Raw genomic sequence first — 26257 nt, forward strand, 5'->3', positions numbered from 1 at the left:
TTAATAGACAAAACGAAATGAAACGAAAGATTTAGCTAAAGGAATACCTATGAGCAGTCCCGACTCTTCTGCAGATAAGCGCATCAGCGGCACCAGTGAGAGGCGCGAGCAAATTATCCAGCGGCTGCGCCAGCAGGGAAGCGTGCAGGTGAACGACCTTGCTCTGCTATATGGCGTCTCGACGGTGACGATTCGCAACGATCTGGCCTTTCTTGAAAAGCAGGGCATCGCCGTTCGCGCCTACGGCGGGGCGCTGATCTGCGACGGTACAACGCCCGCGGCGGAGCCGTCAGTGGAAGATAAAAGCGCGCTCAATACCGCGGTGAAGCGCAGCATCGCGCAGGCGGCGGTAGAACTGATTCAACCGGGGCACCGGATTATTCTCGACTCCGGCACCACAACCTATGAAATTGCCCGTATGCTGCGCCAGCATACCGATTTGATAGTCATGACTAACGGGATGAACGTGGCGAATGCGCTGCTGGATGCCGAAGGGGTCGAGCTGCTGATGACCGGCGGCCACCTGCGCCGCCAGTCGCAGTCGTTCTATGGCGACCAGGCGGAGCAGTCGTTACAGAATTACCACTTTGACATGCTGTTTCTCGGCGTCGACGCCATCGATCTCGATCGCGGCGTGAGTACCCATAATGAGGATGAAGCGCGTCTGAATCGCCGGATGTGCGAGGTGGCGGAGCGGATTGTTGTCGTGACCGACTCAACGAAATTTAATCGTTCGAGCCTGCATAAGATTATCGATACTCAGCGGATTGATATGATTATCGTCGATGAAGGGATCCCCAGCGAAAGCCTTGAAGGGCTGCGCAAGAGCGGTATTGATGTGCGGCTGGTGAAGGGCTAAACGTGACCCCTCTCCTTGCAGAAGAGGGGCTCGAAGTCAGGCTATCCGGCGGTTAATCAGGTTACCGGCGCCGGGTTAAACACCGCCAGCTGGTTATGCAGCCCCCACGTATCTGAGAAGGTTTTCCTGCGGCCGCTGGCGACGGCGAGAATAAACTCAAACAGCTTCAGGCCCACCTCTTCGATGGTCTCTTCGCCGGTGGCGATAGTCCCGGCGTTAATATCCATTAAGTCATACCAGCGGTTCGCCAGCTCGGTGCGGGTCGCCATTTTAATGACCGGCACCGCGACGAGACCGTACGGCGTACCGCGGCCGGTGGTGAACACCTGAACCGTAATGCCGGATGCGACCTGCTGGGTGCCGCAAACAAAATCGCTGGCGGGGGTGGCGGCAAATATCAGCCCGCGTTTCGTCGGGCGCTGGCCCGGAGACAGCACCTCGACAATCGCGCTTTTCCCCGACTTGGCGATAGAGCCCAGCGCCTTTTCCACTACGTTGGCGAGGCCGCCCTTTTTGTTCCCCGGTGAGGGGTTGGCGCTGCGATCGGTTTGGCCGAGATTGAGATAGTTGTCGTACCAGGCCATCTCTTCGAGCAGGCGTTTACCGACCTCCTCATTCGCCGCGCGCGGGGTGAGCAGATGAATGGCGTCACGAACTTCGGTGACCTCTGAGAACATCACCGTCGCGCCGCAGCGGACCAGCAGGTCGGAGGCATAGCCGACCGCCGGGTTGGCGGTGACGCCGGAAAACGCGTCGCTGCCGCCGCACTGCATGCCGACCACCAGCTCGGAAGCCGGACAGGTTTCGCGCTGGCGCCGGTTGAGCTTCGCCAGGTGACGCTCCGCAACCTGCAGAATATCGTCGACCATTGATTTAAAGCCGACATGATGTTCATCCTGCAGCCGCACGATGCTGGCGCTATCCACGGCGACAGGCTGGACATCTTCCGTCCCCTGCAGCAGGCGCTCCGGCTGCAGCTTTTCGCAGCCGAGGCCAACCACCATCACCTCGCCGCCAAAATTCGGGTTCAGTGAGATATTGTGGATGGTGCGGATAGGCACCACGGCCGCCGGCGCGTTGATGGCGACGCCGCAGCCGTACAGGTGATTGAGGCCCACGACGCCGTCGACATTCGGGTACTTCGGCAGCAGGTCGCGTTCGATGATTTTGACCACGTAATCGACGACCCCGGCGACGCAGTGCACGCTGGTGGTGATGCCGAGCAAATTCTTGGTCCCGACGCTGCCGTCGGCGTTGCGATAGCCCTCAAAGGTATAGCCTTCCAGCGCGGGCTGCGCCTGCGGGACTTTGGTGGCCAGCGGCAGGGTATTCAGCGGCGGCGCGCTGGGTAGTTCTACCGTGGATTCGTCAATCCAGCTGCCGCGCGCGATATCGCGAACGGCGTAGCCGATGACTTCGCCATAGCGGATGATTTCGCCGTGAACGGGAATATCCACCAGCGCCACCTTATGGCCCTGAGGAATATGTTCAATCAGCTCCAGTCCGTCCGGGAAACGACTCCCGGCTTTCAGACCATTATCATTGACAATAATTGCCACATTATCGGTGTCGTGTACTTTTATATAAAACGCGCTGGGCGATTGTTGTCTAATTTCGATGTCGGCCATTGTCCAGTATTCTCCAGCAAGGTGGGGATAATAAAATAATAAGTTCTGGATTCGCAATTTAATTGCGGATGTTCTCAGTGTTGTGGAATTAGGATGTCAGGAGTTCGCTAGCAAAAATGTGATGGCGATCACTCATTGTCGTGATGGCCGCGCCAGCGGCGGTATCAAAGCATAAATATGTGCATTAGCGCCCATCATTATATGCATATGTTTAAAGTAATATTTATATTTACTGTATTAATTGTGCGCATGCACAATGCGCGGCGGATATCTGCTGTTTATACTGAATGACGATTTCATCACGCCGGATTTGCTATTCGATGTCTGTTTTTATTTTAAAGACATCTTTACAGTAGCGTTTAAATAATAAGAAAGTAACTCTCGAGTACCTGAGGTAAATAAAATGATGCTTGATACGGTTGAAGCAACAAAAAAGGGCTTGCCGACCCGATATTTAATTTTACTGATAATATTTATCGTCACCGCCGTTAACTATGCCGACCGCGCAACGCTCTCGGTTGCCGGAGCCGAAGTGGCAAAAGAGCTTCAGCTCAGCGCCGTGTCGATGGGATACATTTTCTCCGCCTTTGGCTGGGCCTATTTGCTGATGCAAATCCCCGGCGGCTGGCTGCTGGATAGGTTTGGCTCGAAGAAGGTCTACACCTACAGCCTCTTCTTCTGGTCGCTGTTTACCTTCCTGCAGGGCTTTGTTGACCTATTTCCGCTTGCCTGGGCCGGGATATCGATGTTCATTATGCGGTTTATGCTGGGTTTTTCGGAAGCGCCGTCGTTTCCGGCTAACGCCCGCATCGTCGCGGCCTGGTTCCCGACCAAAGAGCGCGGTACCGCCTCCGCTATCTTTAACTCTGCGCAATATTTTTCGCTGGCGCTGTTCTCGCCTCTGCTCGGCTGGTTAACCTTCGCCTGGGGCTGGGAGCACGTGTTTACCGTTATGGGGGTCATCGGTTTTATCCTCACCGGCCTGTGGGTAAAGCTGATTCATAACCCGACCGATCATCCGCGGATGTCAAAGCAAGAGCTGAAGTTTATCTCTGACAACGGCGCGGTGGTGGATATGGACCATAAAAAAACCGGCGGCAGCACGGCCAGCGGGCCGAAACTCCACTATATCAAGCAGCTGTTAACCAACCGCATGATGCTGGGCGTATTTTTTGGCCAATATTTTATCAACACCATCACCTGGTTCTTCCTCACCTGGTTTCCGATTTACCTGGTGCAGGATAAGGGGATGTCGATTCTGAAAGTGGGGCTGGTGGCCTCCATCCCGGCGCTGTGCGGCTTTGCCGGCGGCGTGCTGGGCGGCGTGTTCTCCGACTATCTGATTAAGCGCGGCTTTTCTATCACACTGGCCCGTAAGCTGCCTATCGTGCTCGGCATGCTGCTGGCTTCAACCATTATTCTGTGTAACTACACCGATAACACCGCGCTGGTGGTGACCCTGATGGCGCTGGCGTTCTTCGGCAAAGGCTTTGGCGCCCTCGGCTGGCCGGTCATTTCTGATACCGCGCCGAAGGAGATTGTTGGCCTGTGCGGCGGGGTCTTCAACGTATTCGGTAACGTGGCGTCGATTGTGACTCCTCTGGTCATTGGCTATCTGGTCAGCGAGCTGCATTCGTTTAACGCGGCGCTGGTGTTTGTCGGTTGTTCAGCGCTGATGGCGATGGTTTGCTACCTCTTCATTGTTGGCGACATCAAGCGTATGGAACTGCAAAAATAATTCACGGTTAAGTGACAAGGTATAAGCGATGAGTAACGATATCTTCCCGAACAAATTCAAGGCGGCGCTGGCAGCGCATCAGGTTCAGATTGGCTGCTGGTCCGCGCTGGCAAGCCCGATTAGCACCGAAGTCTTAGGCCTCGCGGGCTTTGACTGGCTGGTGCTGGACGGCGAGCATGCGCCAAACGATATGGCGACTTTTATCCCCCAGCTGATGGCCCTGAAGGGCAGCGCCAGCGCTGCGGTTGTGCGGGTCCCGACTAACGAGCCGGTTATTATTAAGCGCCTGCTGGATATCGGTTTTTATAACTTCCTGATCCCGTTTGTCGAAAGTAAAGAGGAGGCGGTGAACGCCGTAGCCTCCACCCGCTATCCGCCGGAAGGCATCCGCGGGGTCTCCGTTTCCCACCGCGCCAACATGTTTGGCACCGTGGCGGACTACTTCGCGCAAGCAAACAAAAACATCACCATCCTTGTACAGATTGAAAGCCAGCAGGGCGTAGATAGCGTCGATGCCATCGCGGCAACCGAAGGCGTTGACGGTATTTTTGTCGGCCCCAGCGATTTAGCCGCGGCGCTAGGCCATCTGGGCAATGCCGCTCACCCTGACGTGCAGCGCGCGATTCAGCACATTTTTGCGAGCGCGAAAAAGCACGGTAAGCCGAGCGGAATTCTGGCGCCGGTAGAGGCCGATGCGCGCCGCTATCTGGAATGGGGCGCCACCTTCGTTGCCGTCGGCAGCGATTTGGGCGTATTCCGCTCCGCCACGCAAAAGCTTGCGGATTCTTTTAAAAAATAACCCTCGGGATCAAAAGAGAGAGAACGTTATGACGATGAAAGTTGGTTTTATTGGCCTGGGCATCATGGGCAAGCCTATGAGCAAAAACCTGCTGAAAGCCGGTTACTCGCTGGTGGTCTCCGACCGTAATCCTGAAGCGATTGCCGAAGCGATTGCTGCCGGAGCGGAAACGGCGGCAACGGCGAAGGCGATTGCCGAGCAGTGCGATGTCATTATCACGATGCTGCCGAACTCCCCGCATGTGAAAGAAGTGGCTCTGGGGGAAAACGGCATTATTGAAGGCGCGAAGCCGGGCACCGTGCTGATCGATATGAGCTCCATCGCGCCGCTGGCCAGCCGCGAAATCAGCGAAGCGCTGAAGGCGAAGGGCGTGGATATGCTCGATGCGCCGGTGAGCGGCGGCGAGCCGAAGGCGATCGACGGTACGCTGTCGGTGATGGTCGGCGGCGATCGGGCTATCTTCGATAAATACTACGACCTGATGAAGACGATGGCCGGCTCGGTCGTGCACACCGGTGAAGTGGGAGCTGGCAACGTGACTAAGCTGGCCAACCAGGTGATCGTCGCGTTGAATATTGCCGCGATGTCCGAAGCCCTGACCCTCGCCACCAAAGCGGGCGTCAATCCGGATCTGGTGTATCAGGCTATCCGCGGCGGCCTGGCGGGGAGCACCGTGCTGGATGCGAAAGCGCCGATGGTGATGGATCGTAACTTCAAGCCGGGTTTCCGCATCGACCTGCATATTAAAGATCTGGCCAACGCGCTGGATACGTCCCACGGCGTGGGCGCTCAGCTGCCGCTGACGGCGGCGGTGATGGAAATGATGCAGGCGCTGCGCGCCGATGGTCTCGGGACCGCCGATCACAGCGCGCTGGCATGCTATTACGAGAAACTGGCGAAAGTGGAAGTCACTCGCTAACAAGAAGGGCGCGGAACGCGCCCTGTAATTCTTGCCTTGCGCGGCACTGTCAGGCTACATAACTATGAAAATCGTAATCGCCCCAGACTCTTATAAAGAAAGCCTTTCTGCCATTGAGGTAGCTCAGGCGATAGAAAAAGGATTTCGGGAAATTTTCCCTGATGCGGAGTATGTTTCCGTTCCGGTCGCCGACGGCGGTGAAGGCACCGTCGAGGCCATGATTGCCGCCACGCAGGGTTCTGAATATAGCGCTTTGGTCACGGGGCCGTTAGGTGAAAAGGTGAACGCCAGCTGGGGGATGTCCGGCGACGGTAAAACGGCGTTTATCGAGATGGCGGCCGCCAGCGGGCTGTGCCTGGTGCCACCGGCGCTGCGCAACCCGCTGCTGACGACATCGCGCGGGACCGGGGAGCTGATTCTCCAGGCGCTGGATCATGGGGCGAAAAATATCATTATCGGCATCGGCGGCAGCGCCACTAACGACGGCGGCGCCGGCATGGTGCAGGCGCTGGGAGCCAGCCTTCGCGACGCTAACGGCCGCGAGATTGGCTACGGCGGCGGGAGCCTCGCCAGCCTGAACGCTATCGATCTCCGCGATCTGGACGCCCGGCTGCAGGGATGTACCATCCGCGTAGCCTGCGACGTGACCAATCCGCTGACTGGCGATGCGGGCGCCTCGCGTATTTTTGGCCCGCAGAAGGGGGCGAGCGAAGCGATGATCCTCGAGCTGGATCGCAATCTTGAACACTATGCCGACGTGATAAAAGCCGATTTGCGCGTGGATGTGAAAAAGGTGGCGGGAGCCGGGGCTGCCGGCGGTATGGGGGCCGCGCTGATGGCGTTCCTGAATGCCGAACTGCGCAGCGGGGTTGAGATTGTCACCCAGGCGCTGAACCTGGAAGAGCATATTCTCGACTGCTCGCTGGTGGTGACCGGCGAAGGGCGGCTGGATAGCCAAAGTATTCATGGCAAGGTGCCGGTCGGCGTGGCGAGCGTGGCGAAAAAATACCATAAGCCGGTGATTGGCATTGCCGGCAGCCTGACCCGCGACGTTGGCGTGGTGCATCAGTTTGGCATCGATGCGGTATTCAGCGTGCTGACCAATATTACGACGCTGGAAGAGGCGTTTCGCGGGGCATCGGACAATATTTATCGCGCGTCGCGCAACATCGCCGCGACATTGCGGGCCGGGATGGCGATGGAGGGATGACAACCGACGGCAAACCCTCTATACTTCGCGCCGAAGCTGACCAGACAGTCGCCGCTTCGTCGTCGTCCTCCTTCGGGGGAGACGGGCGGAGGGGAGGAAAGTCCGGGCTCCATAGGGCAGGGTGCCAGGTAACGCCTGGGGGGGAAACCCACGACCAGTGCAACAGAGAGCAAACCGCCGATGGCCCGCGCAAGCGGGATCAGGTAAGGGTGAAAGGGTGCGGTAAGAGCGCACCGCGCGGCTGGTAACAGTTCGCGGCACGGTAAACTCCACCCGGAGCAAGGCCAAATAGGGGTTCATAAGGTACGGCCCGTACTGAACCCGGGTAGGCTGCTTGAGCCAGTGAGCGATTGCTGGCCTAGATGAATGACTGTCCACGACAGAACCCGGCTTATCGGTCAGCTTCAACTTTATTCAGAAAACCCCGCTTCGGCGGGGTTTTGTGCTTTCTGCGTGAATGAATGACTGTCCACGACACTCTTCATGAAAAGAAGGCGACTTATCGGTCAGCTTCAACTCATTCGACACAAAACCCGCTTCGGCGGGGTTTTGTGCTTTCTGCGTGGATGAATGACTGTCCACGACACTCTTCATGAAAACAAAGCTGCACGGCGGAGATAAAAATGGCCTGCTCAGGCGGGATAAAGCCGCGTCGGCCCCGGCAGGAGCCGATTTTGGGTATCAGGCGGCGTTTTCTTCATCCAGAAGCCGCGTTTCGGCTTCTGCAACAATGGCCTCCAGCTCGCTGAGCATCTCTTCGTAGCCAAAGCTGACGACGTTCGTTGTTTCCGGCAAGGTCGGCTGAGTCGGCGATGCGCTCTTCTTCGGTTTCTTCTTACTCACTGATAAGCTCCATGACTCCCGTTGTTACACCGGTAAATCTATCAGTAACGCGCGCAAAGACGTATCGGCAACGAGCGTAATGTTAGCTTCATCACGAATAAATGCGCCATCGCCGCAGGTCAGCGCCTGCTTTTCCTCTTCATGCGCCACGGCGTGCACGGTCCCGTGAATCGACTGCAGATAGGCGCGCGGCCCGTGAAGCTGGACGTTAATCCGCTCGCCTTTCGCGAGATCGAGATGATGGATCCAGACCTGCTGGCGTAGCTGCAAACTATCCTGCGCGCCGTCGGGCGACGCCAGCAGCTGCCGGGGACCTTCGGCGATGCTCATCTTCTGCACCAGCGGATTCTCGCGCTCCGGACAGGCGTCCAGCCACAGCTGCATCCGTGTTAGCGAACGATCTTTACTCAGATTATGCTCGCTGTAGCTGACGCCCGGCTGGGTCGAAATCAGCAGCGCTTCGCCAGTTTTAGCCTGCATGTGGTTGCCGTCGCTATCGCGGTACTCCGCTTCCCCTTCCAGGATCAGGTTCAGGATATCGACTTTCGGATAGGTACGCGGCTGAAACGATGCGCCCGGTGCCAGAACTTCCTGGTTGAGCACGCGCAAGGAGGCGTAGCCTAGCAATTTAGGGTCGAAGTAGTGTCCAAAGGAAAAGGTGTAGCGGGCCTGCAGCCAGCCGAAATCTGCTTGTCCGCATTGTTTGGCTGTTCGGGTAGTAATCATTGTCTTGACCTCTCTTTACACTAAATCAATGGTAAAGGTATGGACGCTGTATTGTTAGCCAGATATTCTGCCCGGTATATTCAAATTTCCTGAATGAGAGCGCTATGGCTAAAGAGAGAGCATTAACGCTGGAGGCGTTGCGCGTAATGGATGCGATCGACAGGCGCGGGAGCTTTGCCGCTGCGGCTGACGAGCTCGGACGCGTCCCTTCGGCACTTAGCTACACGATGCAAAAGCTGGAAGAGGAGCTGGACGTGGTGCTGTTTGACCGCTCCGGTCATCGAACAAAATTCACCAACGTTGGCCGCATGCTGCTGGAGCGCGGACGCGTCCTGCTGGAGGCAGCGGATAAGCTTACTACCGATGCTGAAGCACTCTCCCGCGGTTGGGAAACGCACCTGACTATCGTCACCGAAGCGCTGGTACCGACCAGCGACTTTTTCCCGCTGATTGAGAAGCTGGCGACCAAATCGAACACGCAGCTCTCCGTCATTACCGAAGTGCTTGCTGGCGCCTGGGAGCGCCTTGAGCAGGGCCGGGCGGATATCGTCGTCGCGCCGGATATGCACTTTCGCTCTTCGTCGGAAATTAACTCGCGTAAGCTCTATTCGGTGCTGAACGTTTACGTTGCGGCGCCGAATCACCCTATTCATCAGGAGGCCGAGCCGCTTTCCGAAGTCACGCGGGTGAAGTATCGCGGCGTGGCGGTGGCGGATACCGCCCGCGAACGTCCGGTGCTGACGGTGCAGCTGCTCGACAAGCAGCCGCGTTTAACGGTCAGCACCATTGAAGATAAACGCCAGGCGCTGCTGGCCGGGCTGGGGGTGGCGACAATGCCTTATCCGCTGGTTGAGCAGGATATTGCCGAAGGGCGCCTGCGGGTGGTCAGCCCGGAATATACCAATGAGATTGACATTATAATGGCCTGGCGCCGCGATAGCATGGGCGAGGCCAAATCCTGGTGCCTGCGGGAAATTCCCAAACTGTTTAGCGGGAAGTAAATCAGCGCCGCGCGCCGCCCGAAGGCGGCGCGCGTTGTTCACGATGAAAGGGGTTTGGGATCGGGCCCGAAGCGGTTATTTCCCGGCGTGCCGTTTTGGCAATTGAACACCAGAATCACCAGCCAGCCAATCACCGGGATTAATAGCAGCAGTAGCCACCACGCCGAGCGGTCCGTGTCATGTAAGCGCCGAAACTGTACCGCCCACCACGGCAAAAAGATCAGCACGCCGTAAATTGTCGTCAGGATGCCTTCACCTCCCGCCCGCTGCCAGCCCAGCATTTTATCGATAATGCTAAGCACGCCGGTGAGGATGATATTGACCAGAATAAACATCCAGTACTCTTTGCGGCGGGCGCGGCCGCCAAAGCCAATATAGTTTCTTATTACCTGCAGATACCAGTCCATGTTTATGCCTCGATTAGCCGTCAATCACTTGTTTTTAAAGCGATCGTAATAAGAATAGACGTGAATGAAAGGCGGGTAAATATCGCGGCTCTGAAATTTCAGGCGCCGCAAAGGGCGCCCGATATATCAGCGAAAAAGAAGGTCACGGCCGTGCGGCGCGTCGAGATCCTGCTGCGGACCGACGGAGATAATGCCGGTCGGGTTGATGGTTTTATGGCTGCGATAGTAGTGGTTGCGAATATGGCCAAAATCGACGGTCTCGGCGATGCCCGGCATCTGGTAGATGTCGCGCAGGAAGCCGTACAAATTGGGATAATCGCTGATGCGCCGCCGGTCGCATTTAAAGTGGGTGACGTACACCGGGTCGAAGCGCACGAGGGTGGTCCACAGACGAATGTCGGCTTCTGTCAGCCGGTCGCCGGTCAGGTAGCGGTGCTGGCCGAGGATCTGCTCCAGGCGCTCCAGCGAAGCAAATACTCCCTCAACGGCTTCGTCATAGGCCTGCTGGCTGGTGGCGAACCCGGCTTTATAAACGCCGTTATTCACGCTGTCATAAATCCAGCCGTTCAGCTCATCGATGCGTTCGCGCAGAGCAGGCGGATAGTAATCTCCGGCCGTCGCCCCCAGCCCATCGAAGGCGGTATTGAACATGCGAATAATTTCGGCCGACTCGTTGCTGACGATAGTTTGCTGCTTTTTATCCCACAGCACCGGCACCGTCACTCTCCCGGTGTATTGCGGATCGGCGTGCAGATAGAGCTGATAGAGAAACTGGTGCTGATACAGCGTATCGCCAGTGGCGTCCGGGAAGCTGCTGTCGAACGTCCAGCCGTTCTCGAACATCAGGGGATTCACCACCGAGACGGAGATAAACGGCTCCAGGCCTTTTAGCTTGCGCAGAATAAGGGTGCGATGCGCCCAGGGGCAGGCGAGAGAGACGTACAGATGATAGCGATCTTTTTCGGCAGCGAAGCCGCCATCGCCGCTCGGCCCCGGAGTCCCATCGGCGGTCAGCCAGTTACGGAAGGCCGAAACGGAACGCTTGAATCGTCCTCCGGTGGATTTGGTGTCATACCAGGTATCGTGCCAGACGCCGTCGACTAATTGGCCCATTTGTTCCTCCTTCAGACTGTAGATAGCAAAAGCGAGGAGATATCTCCTCGCTTTTTAATTCAGTATAGTGCGTTTACCACTTTTTATTCAGCACGCGGTCGATGCTGAATGCGCCCGGACCGGTGATAGCCAGCAGCAGGAAGCCACCTGCGATGGTCAGGTTTTTCATGAACATCAGCGAGTTCACGCCTTCAGCAAAGTTGCTGTGGAACAGGAACGCGGTCAGCAGGGTAAAACCGGCGGTGAACAGCGCGGTCGTGCGGGTCAGGAAGCCGAACAGGATGGCCAGACCGCCGCCGAACTCAAGCAGAATGGTTAACGGCAGCAATGCGCCCGGTACGCCCATGGCTTCCATGTATTGTTGAGTGCCTGCGTATCCGGTGATTTTTCCCCAGCCTGCGGTGATAAACAGGATTGGCATCAGGATACGAGCTACCAGTACACCAACATCTTCTAATTTTTTCATTTCTTACTCCAGAGAACCCAAAGGGCGGCGATTTTGTTTTTTGGCACAAACCTGCGTAGTTACGCGGGTTTGCTGTCGATGGAGGGAATATTAGCGAGAGGTTGAAGTAATTGTTAGCAAGGAAAACTGTAGATCTTCTTCAAGAATTCTGAGTAATTTTCTGTGAAACAGGCAAATAAAAAGGACCGGTTAAGGTCCTTCAGAACAAAGCTCGGGGAATACGCCCTAGCGCGATGACTGCTGGCGCAGCAGGCCTCTGACCATACGCCAGGTACTCCAGGCGCCGACGCCGCGCCGGGTCCAGCGCAGAAGAAAGCGAGGATGGCGCACGGACCAGATGGCCATGATGCCGCTGCCGACCATCGCCCACGAGCGAAGGTTTTGCAGCGTCAGCCAGCCTCGGTCAAGCGGCGCGGTGGCCGCCAGCCAGTCGCGGCGGCCGGCGGTTAAATCCAGCCGCTGCTGCTGGATCTGGCGCAGCAGAAGGGCCTTACGCCGCTCACGTTCCTGTTGACTGCTCACCGTCGATCGTCCTCCAGCAGCGCTCTGTCGTTAGCCAGCTCCGTGCGGGTGTGGCGCAGGAAGGTTGAACGCCGGGCCTTACGTAGCGTCCAGATACCGCCGATCAGCGAAGCGAGCAGCAGCACGGCGGTGGTCGTTATCATGACGTTCAGACGGTACTGCGGATCGACGGCCCAGATAATGAGCACCAGCAAGCTCATCAGTCCGAACGCGGCGAACAGCAGGGTCAGCCCCAGCATCAGAAACAGCTGGAAGAGGTTGGCCTTCTCTTCTTCCAGCTCCACGACCACCAGACGCAGGCGCGTTTCCACCATTTCGACCAGCAGCGAGACGATGCGCTGGCCAATGCCGAAAACGCTCTGACCCGGTCCTTGCGTGCGTTGAGAGTCCGCCATAATTAGCGACGCGTCAGCAGGACACCCAGCACCAGCCCAACGGCTGCGCCAATACCTACGCCGGTCCACGGATTTTCGCGAACGTATTCATCGGCGCGAGCCGCGCTTTCACGGGTCTGCCTGACGATGGCATCGCCGGTTTCGCTCAGGCGTACGCGGCTCTCTTTCAGCGCGCTTTCGGCTTTGCTACGCAGCTTGCCAATCTCTTCTTTCGACTTATCCGCGGAGGAGTTCAGCACTTCTTCCAGGGTATCAGCCAGAGTCTTCAGTTCTGCACGCAGGTCGTCTGCAACGTTATCTTTAGGCATCTTTCTCTCCTGTAAAGTGATCCATATACATACTAGTACTCACGTGACTCCAGCGCCTTAAGCTCTTGCTGCGCTTCATCAAGTTTATGCTGGCGTTTGCTGATTTTCTCAGCATTGCCTTTCTGTTCGGCTTCGCGCAGATCGCGCTGACGTTCGCTAATCTCTTCCCGCTGTTTGGCGATTTTTTGCTGGTGATCGGCTTTGAGCTTACTGTCGCTACAGTGGGCTTTCACTTCACTCAGCGCCTTGTTGAGGCCATCAATACGGTTCTGATTGTGATGCTTTTCGGCATAGCTAATCTCCCGCTGGATATCCTGCTCTTTTTCCTGACAGGGGGAGATGGCAAAAGCGCTGGAGCTAAGCGAAGTTAAAACCAGGATCAAAGCGATGCGGTGTTTCATGGATGCTACCTTCCATTGTGTGAGGGCATATCCGTAAGATATACCCGATCCAGTTGATTAACGTCAGCCCGATGGCTCCCGCAGTCTTAAGCATAGTAAGGAAAACAGGAAACCACCAAACTGCGTGAAAATATTCAGAATTTTGGAGGTTATCCAAATCTGTGTGGCGTGTCGCGCAGGCGGGTGAGCCATGCCGTCGGCGTGTTATTTTCCTCCTGCAAAGCAATAATATAGCCGTGCGGCAGGACGCGTCCCAGCACTTCTTTCGCCGCGATTCCCTGGGCGCTGGAATCAAATTTGATCAGCAGGCCATCTTTTTGCGGGGTGATGCTTTTAAAACGAATGCCGTTGGCATCAAGATGGTGCCAAACGGAAAAACCGTCCGGCATACCGACATCCTGACTGACCGGGTGGATAGCGAGGGTTGCTTCCTGCTGTTGCGCCGCCAGCCAAAGCCAGAACAGGGCGCACAGTAAAAGTGAACCGCCCAGCATCCAACCAGGCTTACGCAGAGAAGGGCGTTTTTTAACCATCATCAGCCCCGACTTCTGTGCTTTTTCTTCCACATCACAAACAGCGAGCCGATTAAGCCAAATACCAGCAGCACCACCGGCAGCAGCATCAGGCAGGACATGAGCTGATCTTCATATTTCAGGAATACCGGCGTCTTGCCCAGCAGGTAGCCCAGGGAGGTCAGAATCAGTACCCACAGCAGGCCGCTCATCCAGTTAAAGAACTGGAAGCGCGCGTTGTTCAGCCCTGAGATGCCGGCAATGGTTGGCAGCAGGGTGCGAACGAAAGCGATAAAACGGCCAATCAGCAGCGCGGAAAGCCCGTGCTTATGGAAAAGATGGTGCGCGCGCTGGTGGTAGTGGGACGGCAGGTGCGAAAGCCAGTTTTGCACGATCCGCGTATTACCCAGCCAGCGGCCCTGAATATAGCTCAGCCAGCAGCCGAGGCTGGCGGCCGCGGTAAGCAGCAGCAGCGTTTCGGGAAAGCCCATTGCGCCTTTGGCAATCAGGACGCCAACCAGGACTAACAGGCTATCGCCCGGTAAAAAAGCGGCCGGAAGCAGACCGTTTTCGAGAAATAAAATCACAAATAAGACGAAATAGAGCATGCCAATCATGGAGGGATTGGCGAGAGTTTCGTAATCCTGGCTCCATAAAGCATTTAACAATTGGGTTAATAGTTCCATTCACGATTCCTGGTACATCGGTTAACGGTACGTCTGAACGCAGTGTAAATTAGCGACATAGGTTGTTATTGGATTGTGGTCGCTGCTGATGCGATCTGAACGGATCCCTGTCTGACATCATCTTCTGCAGGTCGTTCCTGGCCACTTTTACGCGGAAAGGCCGGCCGCGATGGCTATCCGCGCCGCCGGGTATCTCTTCTTTTGCTCTCTGAACGGTTTTGCGCATCAGATAAACATTAGCAAATGCGAGCTGCAGAACGACGAAATGCATCTAATTGTAACAAAACCGCTGACTTTACGGCAGATAAATTGCAGTTTGTTGCTCGTTGATTTTGCTGATTGCGACGGCGGGTGGCGAGTGTCTTTACACAGGCTGACACTATAGATGTTTGCTTACCTGCTCAGGATGGCGGGCAGACGCCGGGCGCCCGCCCTGAAGGGGGGATAATGGCTTATTTTACGCCATTGGCGGCGGTATCGAGGTGAACCACCGGATTTTCCGCAAACAGGTAGCGATCGGCGTTGAATTCAAAATCATCGCTGGTTTCGTTGAACAGCATCAGCTTGGTATTTTCCAGATGCTGCCACATCGCCAGCTTCGCGGCATGCGGATCTTTACGAATCAGTGCTTTAAGGATCTGGTCGTGATCGTCGCACCAGCTATCGACGGTGCGGGTGTCGATATGGTCGTGCAGCTTTTTCCAGTAGGGGTTGTGCACGCGCTGGGTCCACATTTTCTCGACAATCGCCGCCAGCGCGGTGTTTTGAGTCGCCAGCGCCACCTGAACGTGAAACTGCAGGTCCCACTCGGAATCGCGGAAGCACTTCTCTTTCCGCGCCTTCTCCTGGATCTCCATAAGCTTCATGATGTCCTGCTTGGTCACCTGGGTGGCGGCAAATTCGGCGATATTGCTCTCAATCAGCTGACGGGCCTGCAGCAGCTCAAACGGACCATAGCTGGCGAACTCCAGGGCTTCGTCGATGGGCTGCTGGTACTTTGGATGGTTGGAGATAACGTGAATGCCTGAGCCTTTACGCACTTCCACATAGCCTTCGACTTCCAGCATGATAATGGCTTCGCGAACCACGGTGCGGCTAACGCTTTTCTCGTCGGCAATAAACCGCTCCGCGGGCAGTTTATCGCCCACCAGGTAGACACCCTGCTCAATACGTGCCTTCAGCTCCGCGGCAAGCTGTTGATACAAACGACGTGGTTCTGTGATTTCCATATTCGCTCCCGGAAGATGGCGACAATATGGGATTTGTTATACCACTTTTACGCGCATCCCACCACTGCCGGGCATGAAAAAGCCGCCTTTATCGCGGCGGCTTTGGCGGGTCAATCGAGCGGTGTCGACGCTAGCTTTGCGTCACCGGTTTACCGCTGCTGAGCGGGGTGGGGTCGTCGTCCGCCGATTTGTTCTTCAGTACGGTCCAGATGACGACGGCGCCCAGCAGGTCGAAGACCGCCAGCACGGCAAACAGCGGGCTAAAGCCGATGGTATCCGCCAGCGCGCCGACCACCAGCGCAAACATGGTGCTCGCCATCCAGGCCGCCATGCCGGTCAGGCCGTTGGCGGTCGCCACCTCGTTACGACCAAATACGTCGGAAGAGAGCGTAATCAGCGCGCCGGACAGCGCCTGGTGAGCAAAACCGCCGACGCACAGCAGGGCGATAGCCACGAACGGGCTGGTGAACAGGCCAATCATCCCCGGGCCAATCATCAGCAGGGCGCCCATGGTGACGACCATTTTACGCGAGACGATCAGGTTGACGCCAAACCAGCGCTGGAACAGCGGCGGCAGGTAGCCGCCAACGATGCAGCCGAGGTCGGCGAACAGCATCGGCATCCAGGCGAACATAGCAATCTCTTTCAGGTTAAAACCGTACACTTTAAACATGAACAGCGGGATCCATGCATTGAAGGTCCCCCAGGCCGGCTCGGCAAGGAAGCGCGGCAGGGCTATGCCCCAGAACTGACGGTTGCGCAGAATCTGCCACGGCGACATTTTCTTGCCGTTGTTGATCTGATGCTGAGACTCCTGGCCGCCGATGATGTAGTCGCGCTCTTCGGTGGTTAATTTTTTCTGATCTCGCGGGTGCTTATAGAACACCAGCCACGACATGGCCCATGCGAAGCTCAGGACGCCGGAAATGATGAACGCCATCTGCCAGCTGTGCATCACAATCGCCCAGACCACCAGCGGCGGGGCGATCATCGCCCCGATTGAGGAGCCAACGTTGAAGTAGCCAACGGCAATAGAGCGCTCCTTTGCCGGGAACCATTCGGAGCTGGCCTTCAGGCCGGCCGGGATCATAGCGGCCTCAGCGGCGCCGACGGCGCCGCGAGCCAGCGCTAATCCGCCCCAGCTGCCCGCCAGCGCCGTTGAGCCACAAAAAACGGCCCAGGCGATGGCGAAGAAGGCGTAGCCGATCTTGGTACCCAGAATATCAAGGACGTAGCCCGCCACAGGCTGCATAACGGTATAAGCGGCCGAGTAGGCGGCGATGATATAGGAATACTGTTGGGTGGAGATGTGTAACTCTTCCATTAGCGTTGGTGCAGCCGCAGCTACAGTGTTACGCGTCAGGTACCCCAGCACGGTGCCCAATGTCACCAGTGCGATCATATACCAACGTAACCCTTTAATTTTACGCATGTAAAACCTCATCGTTTGTTATATCTCTGCAGCGAGTGCAGCCATCTTCAAACCCGGTAAACGGGGCAGAGAAGGAGAAACGGAGGGTTCAGGGGGGAAAACCCATATGGCCCGAACCTTGCCATCAATCGTTTTGCTTAATTCGGTATCCGTACCGCTCAATGCGATGTCGTAAACCATCGCCAATACATTCCAACGGTTTATATCTTTCGACGGCAGAACGATAACTTGTCATACAACTTCAAAGGTTGAGTGCCGTCACAAATGTGGGAAAGTTTATAGGGGTATTATTCTTCGCGAGCAAAGCCAGTACTGACGCGGCCTGGCGGCGTGTTTACTCCTTTAGCGGTAATTTTTTTGTCAGTGTTTATTGATCTAACTCACGAAAAAGATTTTAGCCTCTGGAAATTGGTGTGATAACTTTGTCAGCATTATCGTCAATCATCTGAAGTGCCCCGCCGCGGGGCGAAGAGGAAATGAAAATGACAGCGTTTATGACCGAAGATTTTCTGCTTGATAGCGAGTTCGCCCGCCGCTTGTACCACGATTACGCCAAAGACCAGCCGATTTTCGACTATCACTGCCACCTGCCTCCGCAGCAGATTGCCGAAAATTATCGTTTTAAAAATCTGTATGACATCTGGCTGAAAGGCGATCATTACAAATGGCGCGCGATGCGCACTAACGGCGTTGCCGAACGCCTCTGTACCGGCGATGCGTCGGATCTCGAGAAGTTTGCTGCCTGGGCCGCCACCGTACCGCACACCATCGGCAACCCGTTATACCACTGGACGCATCTTGAGCTGCGTCGTCCTTTTGGTATTACAGGTAAGCTGCTCTCTCCGGCTACCGCCGATGAAATCTGGGATCGCTGTAACGCGCTGCTGGCGGATGAGCGTTTTTCCGCCCGCGGCATCATGCAGCAGATGAACGTGAAAATGGTCGGCACGACCGACGACCCGGTGGATTCACTGGAACACCACGCGGCGGTGGCAAAAGACGCGAGCTTCGCCACTAAAGTTCTGCCGAGCTGGCGTCCGGATAAGGCGTTTAATATCGACCAGGCGACCTTTAGCGACTACATGGCGACGCTTGGCGAAGTCTCCGATACCGATATTCGCCGCTTTGCCGACCTGCAGTCCGCGCTCACGAAGCGTCTCGATCACTTCGCGGCCCACGGCTGTAAAGTCTCTGACCACGCGCTGGACGTGGTGCTGTTTGCCGAAGCCAGCGAAGCCGAGCTGGATAGCATCCTCGCCCGCCGCCTGAGCGGCGCCGTCCTGAGCGAGCACGAGGTCGCGCAGTTCAAAACCGCCGTACTGGTCTTCCTCGGCGCAGAGTACGCCCGCCGCGGCTGGGTACAGCAGTATCACATCGGCGCGCTGCGTAACAATAACCAGCGTCAGTTCAAGCTGTTAGGGCCAGATGTTGGCTTCGACTCCATCAACGATCGGCCGATGGCGGAAGCGCTGTCGAAGCTGCTGAGCAAGCAGAACGAAGAAAACCTATTGCCGAAAACCATCCTCTACTGCCTGAACCCGCGCGATAACGAAGTGCTGGGGACCATGGTCGGCAACTTCCAGGGCGAGGGGATGCCGGGCAAGATGCAGTTCGGTTCCGGCTGGTGGTTCAACGATCAGAAAGATGGCATGGAGCGCCAGATGACCCAGCTGGCTCAGCTTGGCCTGCTAAGCCGCTTCGTCGGCATGCTGACCGATAGCCGCAGCTTCCTCTCCTACACGCGTCATGAATATTTCCGCCGCATCCTATGCCAGATGATCGGCCGCTGGGTTGAAGCGGGCGAAGCGCCGGCGGACATGCAGCTGCTGGGCGAGATGGTGCAAAACATCTGCTTTAACAATGCGCGAGATTACTTCGCCATTGAACTGAACTAAGACCCGAGGTCGGTTGACATGCAATACATCAAAATCCACTCGCAGGATAACGTCGCGGTGGCGCTGGCCGATATAGCGGCAGGCACGACGGTCGCCATCGACGATGCGGCGGTGACGCTCGTCCAGGATATCGTCCGCGGGCACAAGTTCGCGCTATCCGGCATTGCGAAGGGAGAAAACGTCATTAAGTATGGTTTGCCCATTGGTCATGCGCTGGCGGATATCGCGCCGGGGGAGCATATTCACGCCCACAATACGCGGACCAACCTGAGCGACCTTGACGAGTATCGCTATCAGCCGGATCTCGTCGAGCCTTCGGCGCAGCCCGCCGACCGCGAGGTGCAGATTTATCGCCGGGCTAACGGCGACGTCGGAGTGCGCAACGAGCTGTGGATCCTGCCGACCGTGGGCTGCGTTAACGGCATCGCGCGGCAGATCCAGAATCGCTTTCTGAAAGAGACCCAGGACGCGGAAGGCATCGACGGCGTTTTCCTCTTCAGCCATACCTACGGCTGTTCGCAGCTGGGGGATGACCATCTCAATACCCGCACGATGCTGCAAAATATGGTGCGTCATCCCAACGCCGGCGCGGTGCTGGTGATTGGCCTCGGCTGTGAAAATAATCAGGTCGATGCCTTCCGGGAGACGCTGGGGGATGTCGATCCGCAGCGGGTGCATTTTATGGTCTGCCAGGCGCAGGAAGATGAGGTGGCGGCGGGAGTCGAACATCTTCACCAGCTGTATGATGCGATGCGCCATGACCGGCGCGAGCCGGGTAAGCTTAGCGAGCTGAAGTTTGGCCTCGAATGCGGCGGATCGGACGGGCTGTCGGGGATCACCGCCAACCCGATGCTGGGGCGTTTTTCCGACTACCTGATTGCGAACGGCGGCACCACCGTGCTCACGGAGGTGCCGGAGATGTTCGGCGCCGAGCGGCTGCTGATGAGCCACTGCCGCGATGAAGCGACCTTCGACAAGCTGGTCACCATGGTGAACGACTTCAAGCAGTACTTCATTGCGCACAACCAGCCGATCTACGAGAACCCGTCGCCGGGCAACAAGGCGGGCGGGATCACCACCCTGGAGGATAAGTCGCTGGGCTGCACGCAGAAGGCGGGATCCAGCCAGGTGGTGGACGTCCTGCGCTACGGCGAGCGCCTGAAGGTGCGCGGTCTGAATCTGCTGAGCGCGCCGGGCAACGATGCGGTCGCGACCAGCGCGCTGGCCGGCGCCGGCTGCCACATGGTGCTGTTCAGCACCGGTCGCGGCACGCCCTACGGCGGCTTTGTACCGACGGTAAAAATCTCCACCAACAGCGAGCTGGCGGCGAAAAAGAAACACTGGATCGATTTTGACGCCGGCCAGCTGATTCATGGTAAAGCCATGCCGCAGCTGCTGGAGGAGTTTGTCGATACTATTGCCGGGATTGCCAGCGGCAGGCAGACCTGCAACGAACGCAACGACTTCCGCGAGCTGGCGATCTTTAAAAGCGGCGTCACCCTCTGACGATCCTTTGAACCATCAGGGGGAGTCCTTGTAAAAGCGGCGTATCAGATAATGATGCGCCGCTTTATTTTATCGGGAGCTCCCATGCGCGCGGGCTAGCCGCGCAGGGCGTTTTTCGCTAAACGCGCATCTTCCGCCTGGCATACCGCAGCGGTAAACATCACGTCGGTGGAGGAGTTAACGGCGGTTTCGCAGGAGTCCTGCAGGACGCCGATGATAAAGCCGACGGCCACCACCTGCATGGCGATCTCGTTGGGAATGCCGAACATATTGCAGGCCAGCGGGATCAGCAGCAGCGAACCGCCCGCGACGCCGGAAGCGCCGCAGGCGCACAGCGAGGCGACGACGCTCAGCAGCAGCGCCGTGGGCAGATCGACCGGAATACCCAGCGTATTTACCGCCGCCAGCGTCAGCACGGTAATGGTGATGGCCGCCCCGGCCATGTTCACCGTTGCGCCCAGCGGAATGGAGACGGAATAGGTGTCGCGGTCGAGGTTCAGCTTTTCGCACAACGACATATTTACCGGGATGTTGGCCGCCGAGCTGCGGGTAAAGAACGCCGTCACGCCGCTTTCGCGCAGGCACATCAGCACCAGCGGATAGGGGTTCCTGCGGGTCTGCAAGAAAACCAGCAGCGGGTTAACCACCAGCGCGACGACCGCCATGCAGCCGATCAGCACCAGCAGCAGCTGCGCGTAGCCCCAGAGGGCGGAAAAACCGGTGGTGGCCAGCGTCGATGACACGAGGCCAAAAATACCGATCGGCGCGAAGCGGATCACCAGCCTGACGATAAAGGTCACCGCATCGGAGACGTCATTGACCAGGCTTTTGGTGCTCTGGCTGCCGTGGCGCAGGGCAAAGCCGAGGCCAACCGCCCAGACCAGAATCCCGATATAGTTGGCGTTAATCAGGGCATGAATCGGGTTCGCCACGATGCTCATCAGCAGGCCGTGGATCACCTCGACGATACCCGACGGCGGGGTGATATCCGTAGCTCCTGTTGTCAGCTGCAGCGTGGAAGGGAAGATAAAGCTGAACAACACGGCGATCAGCGCGGCGCTAAAGGTGCCCAGCAGATAAAGAAATAAAATGGGGCGAATATTGGTCTTTTGCCCCTGCTGGTGGTTGGCGATAGAGGCCATCACCAGCATCAGAACCAGCACCGGCGCGACGGCTTTCAGGGCCCCGACGAACAGCGTGCCCAGCAGGCCAACGGCGATGGCGGCCGGTTTTGACAACAGCGCCAGCAGCACGCCGAGAACCAGGCCCAGTAAAATTTGTTTGACCAGGCTACCCTGGGACAGGCGCTTTAGCAGGCCCGATGGGGGAGTGTGAGTCGTCATTATTCATTCCTTCCAGTGATGTTGCGTCCGTTCCGGGTCGTATTATTGTTACGTTTATGTCCGGATGTAAGTAAATGTTTGCCAGGTCGAGTATACGGAAACAGCGGCGAGGAGGAAGCGTAAAATGCTGCTTATTGCGTCAGTATCTGATTTTTTAACTGTATTTTAACGATTTTGTGACATAGGTAGAGAAGGCGCGCGGCGAATGCCAAAGGCCGGGGGAGGAGATTCTCCCCCGGCCCGCGAGAGGCTTACTGCAGCCGCTTTTTCTTATCGTGCCGCTGGTTGACCCAGGCGTTAATCAGCAGCGTCAGCGCCAGAATCCCGCCTACCGCACCGAGCGAAACGCCGATCGGGATATGGTAGAAGTCGACGATCAGCATCTTGATACCGATAAACACCAGAATGACCGACAGGCCGTATTTCAGCATCGAGAAGCGCTCCGCCACGCCTGCCAGCAGGAAGTACATCGCGCGCAGGCCGAGGATCGCGAACAGGTTCGAGGTCAGGACGATAAACGGGTCGGTGGTGACGGCGAAAATCGCCGGAATGCTATCGACGGCGAAAATAACGTCGCTTATCTCCACGAGGATCAGCACCAGCAGCAGCGGCGTGGCGAACAGGACGCCGTATTGCCGGGTAAAGAAGCGCTCGCCCTCAATTTTATCGGTCATCCGCAGGTGGCTGCGGATCCAGCGAACCAGCGGCTTATCGCCAATGCCGGAATCGTCCTCTTTCGCCAGCGCCATCTTCACGCCGGTAAACAGCAGGAACGCGCCGAAGATGTAGAGCAGCCACTCAAACTGGGAGATAAGCCAGCTGCCGGCGAAAATCATCACCGTACGCAGCACGATCGCCCCCAGAACGCCGTATACCAGCACCCGACGCTGCAGCGCAGGCGGTACCGCGAAATAGCTGAACAGCATCAGCCAGACAAAGACGTTATCGACGGCCAGCGCTTTCTCGATCAGGTAGCCGGTGAGGAAGGCCAGCGCCTGCGGATCGGCAACCGCGCGCCCTTCGGTTTGCACCAGATACCACCAAAACGCGGCGTTGAAGAGCAGTGAGAGGGTAACCCACAGAATGGACCAGCCGGCGGCCTGCTTCATGGTCATGCTATGCGCGCCGCGGCGCCCCTGAAGCAGCAGATCGATAGCCAGCATGATCGCCACGACCACCGCAAATCCGCCCCATAACAACGGTGTGCCGACACTATTCATTACGATATTCCTTACATAAAAACAAAACGGCTGACGTCGGAAGACGGCAGCCGCTGCGTGTTTATGCATAGACCTCGCCTTCCGGCAAGGTCTCACTTACAACGCTAAAAGAACGCATCCACGGGACGCGGCCCTTTATCGTTGCCCGGCGACCGGATGCGCTTTAACCCGCATCGTAATGACGATCCACCGGCAAGGAAGTTACTCCCCTTTGCTCGTAACAAAATATTACAACTCATAAATAGCGTCAATGGTGGCCGACGGCCCCTTTACACTCTTTTACGCCGCCGGCAGGCTATCCGCCGGGAACACGACGCCGGTCTGGCGGCGGATCTCGCTCAGCAGCTTCGCCGTAATGCGGCTAACCTCCAGCCCCGGATGGGTCACCTGATTGGCTTCAACCAGCCGGGCAAACTCTTCCGCTTCATACAGCATCGTATTGATATGCTGCGGCTGCGTCAGATCCTGGGCTTTCCCGCCGCGCGGAATAAAGCACACCTTCTGGCATTCGGAGATTTTCTCGATCACCAGCGCGCCGGCTTCGCCCTGGATTTCGCTCGGCAGCGTCGAGTCGCTTACCTTTGAATGGTGCAGGGTGACGTTGAAATCAGGATAGCTCAGCACCACCGTGCCCTGGGCGTCGACGCCGCTCTCCAGCAGGCTGGCGCTGGCGTGGACGGCCCGCGGCTCGCCCCACAGCGCGACCGCCGAGGCCAGGCAGTAAAAGCCGATATCCATGATCGAGCCGTTAGAGAAGGCGGGGTTGAAGGTGTTCGGGTTCTCGCCGTCGAGATAGCGCTGATAGCGCGAAGAGTACTGGCAGTAGTTGATAAAGGCTTTATGCAGGCGGCCAACTTTGCCCAGCGACTGCTGCAGCAGCTGGAAGTTTGGCAGGCTGGCGGTTTTAAAGGCTTCGAACAGCACCACCTGATTTTCCCTGGCGGCGGCGATAGCGGCTTCGGCTTCGCGGATATTGGAAGCCAGCGGCTTTTCGCAAATTACGTGCTTTTTATGCGTCAAAAACAGATGCGTTTGCGGGAAGTGCAGGGAGTTCGGGCTGGCGATATACACCGCGTCAACGGCATCGCTCTGCGCCAGATCGTCCAGCGAGGTGAACAGGTGTTCCACCGGATAATCGTTAGCGAAGGCCTGCGCCTGTTCAAGGCTGCGGGAGTAGATGGCGGTGAGCTTATACTTGCCGGTTTCATGGGCGGCATCGACAAACTGGCGGGTGATCCAGTTTGTGCCAACAACTGCGAAACGTATCATAAAGGTTGACGAACTCCGTGAAAGGGAACCTTTTGTCACTCTAGCATGCCATCATGACAAAACCAGTGCGCTACTGCGCAGAACGATTTAGCGAAAGGTGCGTTAGCCACAGGCGGGTATCGAACTCCAACTGGTGGTACTGCGGCTCCATGTAGCAGCAGAGCTGGTAGAAGGCTTTGCTGTGGTCCTTCTCTTTCAGGTGCGCCAGCTCATGAACCACGATCATCCGCAGAAAGGCCTCCGGCGCGTCGCGAAACACCGTTGCGACCCGGATTTCGGCCTTCGCCTTCAGCTTGCCGCCCTGCACGCGTGAAATGGCGGTATGCAGGCCGAGCGCGTTGTTCAGCACGTGGATCTTGCTGTCATACATCACTTTATTCACCGGCGCCGCGCCGCGCAGAAAGCGGGTTTTCAGATCCTGGGTATATTGATACAAGGCCTTATCGCTGTTGACGTCGTGGCTCTGCGGATAGCGTTTTTCCAGTACCGCGCCGAGGCGCTGCTCGGCGATTAGCGTGCGCACCTGGGAGAGTAAACTCTCCGGATAGCCCTGCAGGTAAGTTAGTTGACTCATCAAAGCCCCAAATAAAAAATAAAAAGGGTATACTCACGCACCCTTTTCAGGGATAACGCCAAAATTTTACCACTCAGGAGGGCCGATGAGCCACTTAGACAACGGTTTCCGTTCACTGACACTGAAACGTTTTCCGGAAACGGACGACGTTAACCCGCTGCAGGCGTGGGAAGCGGCGGATGAATACCTGCTGCAGCAGCTGGACGATACGGAGATTAACGGCCCGGTCCTGATTCTGAACGATACCTTTGGCGCCTTGAGCTGCGCGCTGGCCGAACATGCGCCTTACAGCATCGGCGACTCGTACCTCACCGAGCTCGCCACCCGTGAGAACCTGCGCCATAACGACATTGCCGAATCCAGCGTCAAGTTTCTCGACAGCACCGCCGAATACCCGCAGGCGCCGGGCGTGGTGCTGATAAAAGTGCCGAAAACGATGGCGCTGCTGGAGCAGCAGCTGCGCGCGCTGCGCCTGGTGGTGACGCCGCAAACCCGCATTATCGCCGGCGCCAAGGCGCGGGATATCCACACCTCGACGCTGGAGCTGTTTGAAAAGGTGCTGGGCCCGACCACCACCACTCTGGCCTGGAAGAAAGCGCGCCTGATCAACTGTACCTTCAGCGCGCCCGCGCTGGCCGATGTCCCGGAAACCCTGAGCTGGAAGCTGGACGGAACGGAGTGGACGATCCACAACCATGCGAACGTCTTCTCCCGCACCGGTCTGGATATTGGCGCGCGCTTCTTTATTGAACACCTGCCGTCGAACCTCGAAGGCGAGATTGTCGATCTCGGCTGCGGCAACGGCGTGATTGGCCTGACGCTGCTGGAGAAAAACCCGCAGGCCAGCGTGGTGTTCGTTGATGAATCGCCGATGGCCGTTGCCTCCAGCCGCCTGAACGTTGAAACCAACATGCCCGAAGCGCTGGACCGCTGCGAATTTATGATTAACAACGCGCTGTCGGGGGTGGAGCCTTTCCGCTTCAACGCCGTGCTGTGCAACCCGCCGTTCCACCAGAAGCACGCGCTGACGGACAATATTGCCTGGGAGATGTTCCACCACGCGCGCCGCTGCCTGAAGATCAACGGCGAGCTGTACATTGTGGCCAACCGCCACCTGGACTATTTCCATAAGCTGAAGAAAATTTTCGGCAACTGCACCACCATCGCTACCAACAATAAGTTCGTGGTATTGAAAGCGGTGAAGGCGCGCAGGCTGCGCTGATTGACCGACCTGCCGGCGGCGGCTGCCCGCATAG

27 protein-coding genes and 1 other RNA gene are annotated in these 26257 nt (G+C 57.2%); 10 read left to right on the plus strand and 18 right to left on the minus strand.

Translation table 11 applies throughout. The annotated features are described in order from the left end of the window. Positions 1–49 precede the first annotated feature (49 nt). Positions 50–859 carry a DeoR family transcriptional regulator gene (locus AC1M2H_RS03035; protein WP_480150227.1) on the plus strand — a complete coding sequence of 270 codons (810 nt, stop codon included), beginning with the start codon at positions 50–52 and terminating at the stop codon, positions 857–859. Positions 860–915: 56 nt separating this feature from the next. On the opposite strand, the gene garD is transcribed toward AC1M2H_RS03035, so the two are convergent. Further along, positions 916–2487: a galactarate dehydratase gene (garD, locus tag AC1M2H_RS03040; protein WP_480150228.1), complete on the minus strand. Its 1572-nt coding sequence runs from the start codon at positions 2485–2487 to the stop codon at positions 916–918. Between the two features lie 403 nt (positions 2488–2890). Between garD and AC1M2H_RS03045 the strand changes: the two genes are divergently transcribed. The 5 genes from AC1M2H_RS03045 (at position 2891) to rnpB (ending at position 7563) form a co-directional block, all read left to right on the plus strand. Continuing rightward, complete coding sequence (locus tag AC1M2H_RS03045) at positions 2891–4225, plus strand: MFS transporter (RefSeq protein WP_480150229.1); 1335 nt, start codon at positions 2891–2893, stop codon at positions 4223–4225. Between the two features lie 28 nt (positions 4226–4253). Continuing rightward, on the plus strand, positions 4254–5024 hold the full coding sequence (garL, locus tag AC1M2H_RS03050; protein ID WP_480150230.1) for a 2-dehydro-3-deoxyglucarate aldolase: 771 nt from the start codon (positions 4254–4256) through the stop codon (positions 5022–5024). Positions 5025–5052: 28 nt separating this feature from the next. Continuing rightward, positions 5053–5943: a 2-hydroxy-3-oxopropionate reductase gene (gene garR / locus AC1M2H_RS03055; protein WP_480150231.1), complete on the plus strand. Its 891-nt coding sequence runs from the start codon at positions 5053–5055 to the stop codon at positions 5941–5943. 64 nt (positions 5944–6007) lie between these two features. Then, the gene (garK, locus tag AC1M2H_RS03060) at positions 6008–7153 is read left to right on the plus strand and encodes a glycerate 2-kinase (RefSeq protein ID WP_480150232.1); all 1146 of its coding nucleotides are present in this window, start codon (positions 6008–6010) and stop codon (positions 7151–7153) included. 32 nt (positions 7154–7185) lie between these two features. Next, positions 7186–7563: RNase P RNA component class A (rnpB, locus tag AC1M2H_RS03065), an RNA gene on the plus strand. A 271-nt stretch (positions 7564–7834) separates the two neighbouring features. Here rnpB and AC1M2H_RS03070 read toward each other — a convergent pair. Together AC1M2H_RS03070 and AC1M2H_RS03075 are read right to left on the minus strand one after the other, a co-directional pair. Next, complete coding sequence (locus AC1M2H_RS03070) at positions 7835–7996, minus strand: hypothetical protein (protein ID WP_480150233.1); 162 nt, start codon at positions 7994–7996, stop codon at positions 7835–7837. A gap of 24 nt (positions 7997–8020) precedes the next feature. Further along, entirely contained in the window at positions 8021–8722 is a 702-nt protein-coding gene (locus AC1M2H_RS03075) for a pirin family protein (RefSeq protein WP_480150234.1), read from the minus strand. 104 nt (positions 8723–8826) lie between these two features. Here AC1M2H_RS03075 and AC1M2H_RS03080 point away from each other — a divergent pair, with 104 nt between their 5' ends. Continuing rightward, the gene (locus tag AC1M2H_RS03080) at positions 8827–9723 is read left to right on the plus strand and encodes a LysR family transcriptional regulator (RefSeq protein WP_480150235.1); all 897 of its coding nucleotides are present in this window, start codon (positions 8827–8829) and stop codon (positions 9721–9723) included. A gap of 38 nt (positions 9724–9761) precedes the next feature. Here the strand turns inward: AC1M2H_RS03080 and AC1M2H_RS03085 are convergent, their stop codons facing one another. The 11 genes from AC1M2H_RS03085 to AC1M2H_RS03135 all read right to left on the minus strand — a co-directional run bounded on the left by AC1M2H_RS03085 (position 9762) and on the right by AC1M2H_RS03135 (position 17194). Beyond that, positions 9762–10130, minus strand: a complete 369-nt coding sequence (locus AC1M2H_RS03085; protein WP_480150236.1) for a DUF805 domain-containing protein — start codon at positions 10128–10130, stop codon at positions 9762–9764. Positions 10131–10256: 126 nt separating this feature from the next. Beyond that, a complete protein-coding gene (locus AC1M2H_RS03090; protein WP_480150237.1) occupies positions 10257–11243 on the minus strand; it encodes a glutathione S-transferase family protein in 987 nt (328 codons plus the stop codon). 73 nt (positions 11244–11316) lie between these two features. Beyond that, positions 11317–11709 (minus strand): DoxX family protein, encoded by a 393-nt coding sequence (locus tag AC1M2H_RS03095; protein WP_004867955.1) that lies wholly within the window; start codon positions 11707–11709, stop codon positions 11317–11319. 225 nt (positions 11710–11934) lie between these two features. Beyond that, the gene (locus AC1M2H_RS03100) at positions 11935–12231 is read right to left on the minus strand and encodes a YqjK-like family protein (RefSeq protein ID WP_331834944.1); all 297 of its coding nucleotides are present in this window, start codon (positions 12229–12231) and stop codon (positions 11935–11937) included. Further along, positions 12228–12626 (minus strand): phage holin family protein, encoded by a 399-nt coding sequence (locus AC1M2H_RS03105; RefSeq protein WP_480150238.1) that lies wholly within the window; start codon positions 12624–12626, stop codon positions 12228–12230. The genes AC1M2H_RS03100 and AC1M2H_RS03105 overlap by 4 nt, the downstream gene beginning before the upstream one ends. 2 nt (positions 12627–12628) lie before the next feature. Then, a complete protein-coding gene (locus AC1M2H_RS03110; protein WP_480150239.1) occupies positions 12629–12934 on the minus strand; it encodes an ElaB/YgaM/YqjD family protein in 306 nt (101 codons plus the stop codon). Between the two features lie 32 nt (positions 12935–12966). Continuing rightward, complete coding sequence (locus AC1M2H_RS03115) at positions 12967–13335, minus strand: DUF1090 domain-containing protein (RefSeq protein WP_480150240.1); 369 nt, start codon at positions 13333–13335, stop codon at positions 12967–12969. A 149-nt stretch (positions 13336–13484) separates the two neighbouring features. Next, on the minus strand, positions 13485–13871 hold the full coding sequence (gene mzrA, locus AC1M2H_RS03120; RefSeq protein WP_480151825.1) for an EnvZ/OmpR regulon moderator MzrA: 387 nt from the start codon (positions 13869–13871) through the stop codon (positions 13485–13487). Next, entirely contained in the window at positions 13871–14533 is a 663-nt protein-coding gene (yqjA, locus tag AC1M2H_RS03125; RefSeq protein ID WP_426812330.1) for a DedA family general envelope maintenance protein YqjA, read from the minus strand. Before yqjA ends, mzrA begins: the two co-directional genes overlap by 1 nt. Before the next feature lie 452 nt (positions 14534–14985). Then, entirely contained in the window at positions 14986–15762 is a 777-nt protein-coding gene (gene exuR / locus AC1M2H_RS03130) for a transcriptional regulator ExuR (RefSeq protein WP_426812331.1), read from the minus strand. Between the two features lie 130 nt (positions 15763–15892). Continuing rightward, positions 15893–17194 carry an MFS transporter gene (locus AC1M2H_RS03135; protein WP_480150241.1) on the minus strand — a complete coding sequence of 434 codons (1302 nt, stop codon included), beginning with the start codon at positions 17192–17194 and terminating at the stop codon, positions 15893–15895. A gap of 482 nt (positions 17195–17676) precedes the next feature. Between AC1M2H_RS03135 and uxaC the strand changes: the two genes are divergently transcribed. Continuing rightward, the gene (gene uxaC / locus AC1M2H_RS03140) at positions 17677–19089 is read left to right on the plus strand and encodes a glucuronate isomerase (RefSeq protein ID WP_480150242.1); all 1413 of its coding nucleotides are present in this window, start codon (positions 17677–17679) and stop codon (positions 19087–19089) included. Positions 19090–19107: 18 nt separating this feature from the next. Beyond that, entirely contained in the window at positions 19108–20595 is a 1488-nt protein-coding gene (locus AC1M2H_RS03145) for a UxaA family hydrolase (protein ID WP_480150243.1), read from the plus strand. A 95-nt stretch (positions 20596–20690) separates the two neighbouring features. Here the strand turns inward: AC1M2H_RS03145 and sstT are convergent, their stop codons facing one another. The 4 genes from sstT to AC1M2H_RS03165 form a co-directional block, all read right to left on the minus strand. Then, positions 20691–21938 carry a serine/threonine transporter SstT gene (gene sstT, locus AC1M2H_RS03150; protein WP_480150244.1) on the minus strand — a complete coding sequence of 416 codons (1248 nt, stop codon included), beginning with the start codon at positions 21936–21938 and terminating at the stop codon, positions 20691–20693. 251 nt (positions 21939–22189) lie between these two features. Next, positions 22190–23158: a TerC family protein gene (locus AC1M2H_RS03155; RefSeq protein WP_480150245.1), complete on the minus strand. Its 969-nt coding sequence runs from the start codon at positions 23156–23158 to the stop codon at positions 22190–22192. A 279-nt stretch (positions 23159–23437) separates the two neighbouring features. Next, on the minus strand, positions 23438–24427 hold the full coding sequence (locus AC1M2H_RS03160; RefSeq protein WP_480150246.1) for a Gfo/Idh/MocA family protein: 990 nt from the start codon (positions 24425–24427) through the stop codon (positions 23438–23440). A 70-nt stretch (positions 24428–24497) separates the two neighbouring features. Further along, on the minus strand, positions 24498–25001 hold the full coding sequence (locus tag AC1M2H_RS03165; RefSeq protein WP_480150247.1) for a M48 metallopeptidase family protein: 504 nt from the start codon (positions 24999–25001) through the stop codon (positions 24498–24500). Between the two features lie 85 nt (positions 25002–25086). Here AC1M2H_RS03165 and rlmG point away from each other — a divergent pair, with 85 nt between their 5' ends. Beyond that, on the plus strand, positions 25087–26223 hold the full coding sequence (gene rlmG / locus AC1M2H_RS03170; RefSeq protein ID WP_480150248.1) for a 23S rRNA (guanine(1835)-N(2))-methyltransferase RlmG: 1137 nt from the start codon (positions 25087–25089) through the stop codon (positions 26221–26223). Positions 26224–26257 lie beyond the last annotated feature (34 nt).

The sequence above is a fragment of the Klebsiella sp. F11 genome (assembly GCF_056712265.1).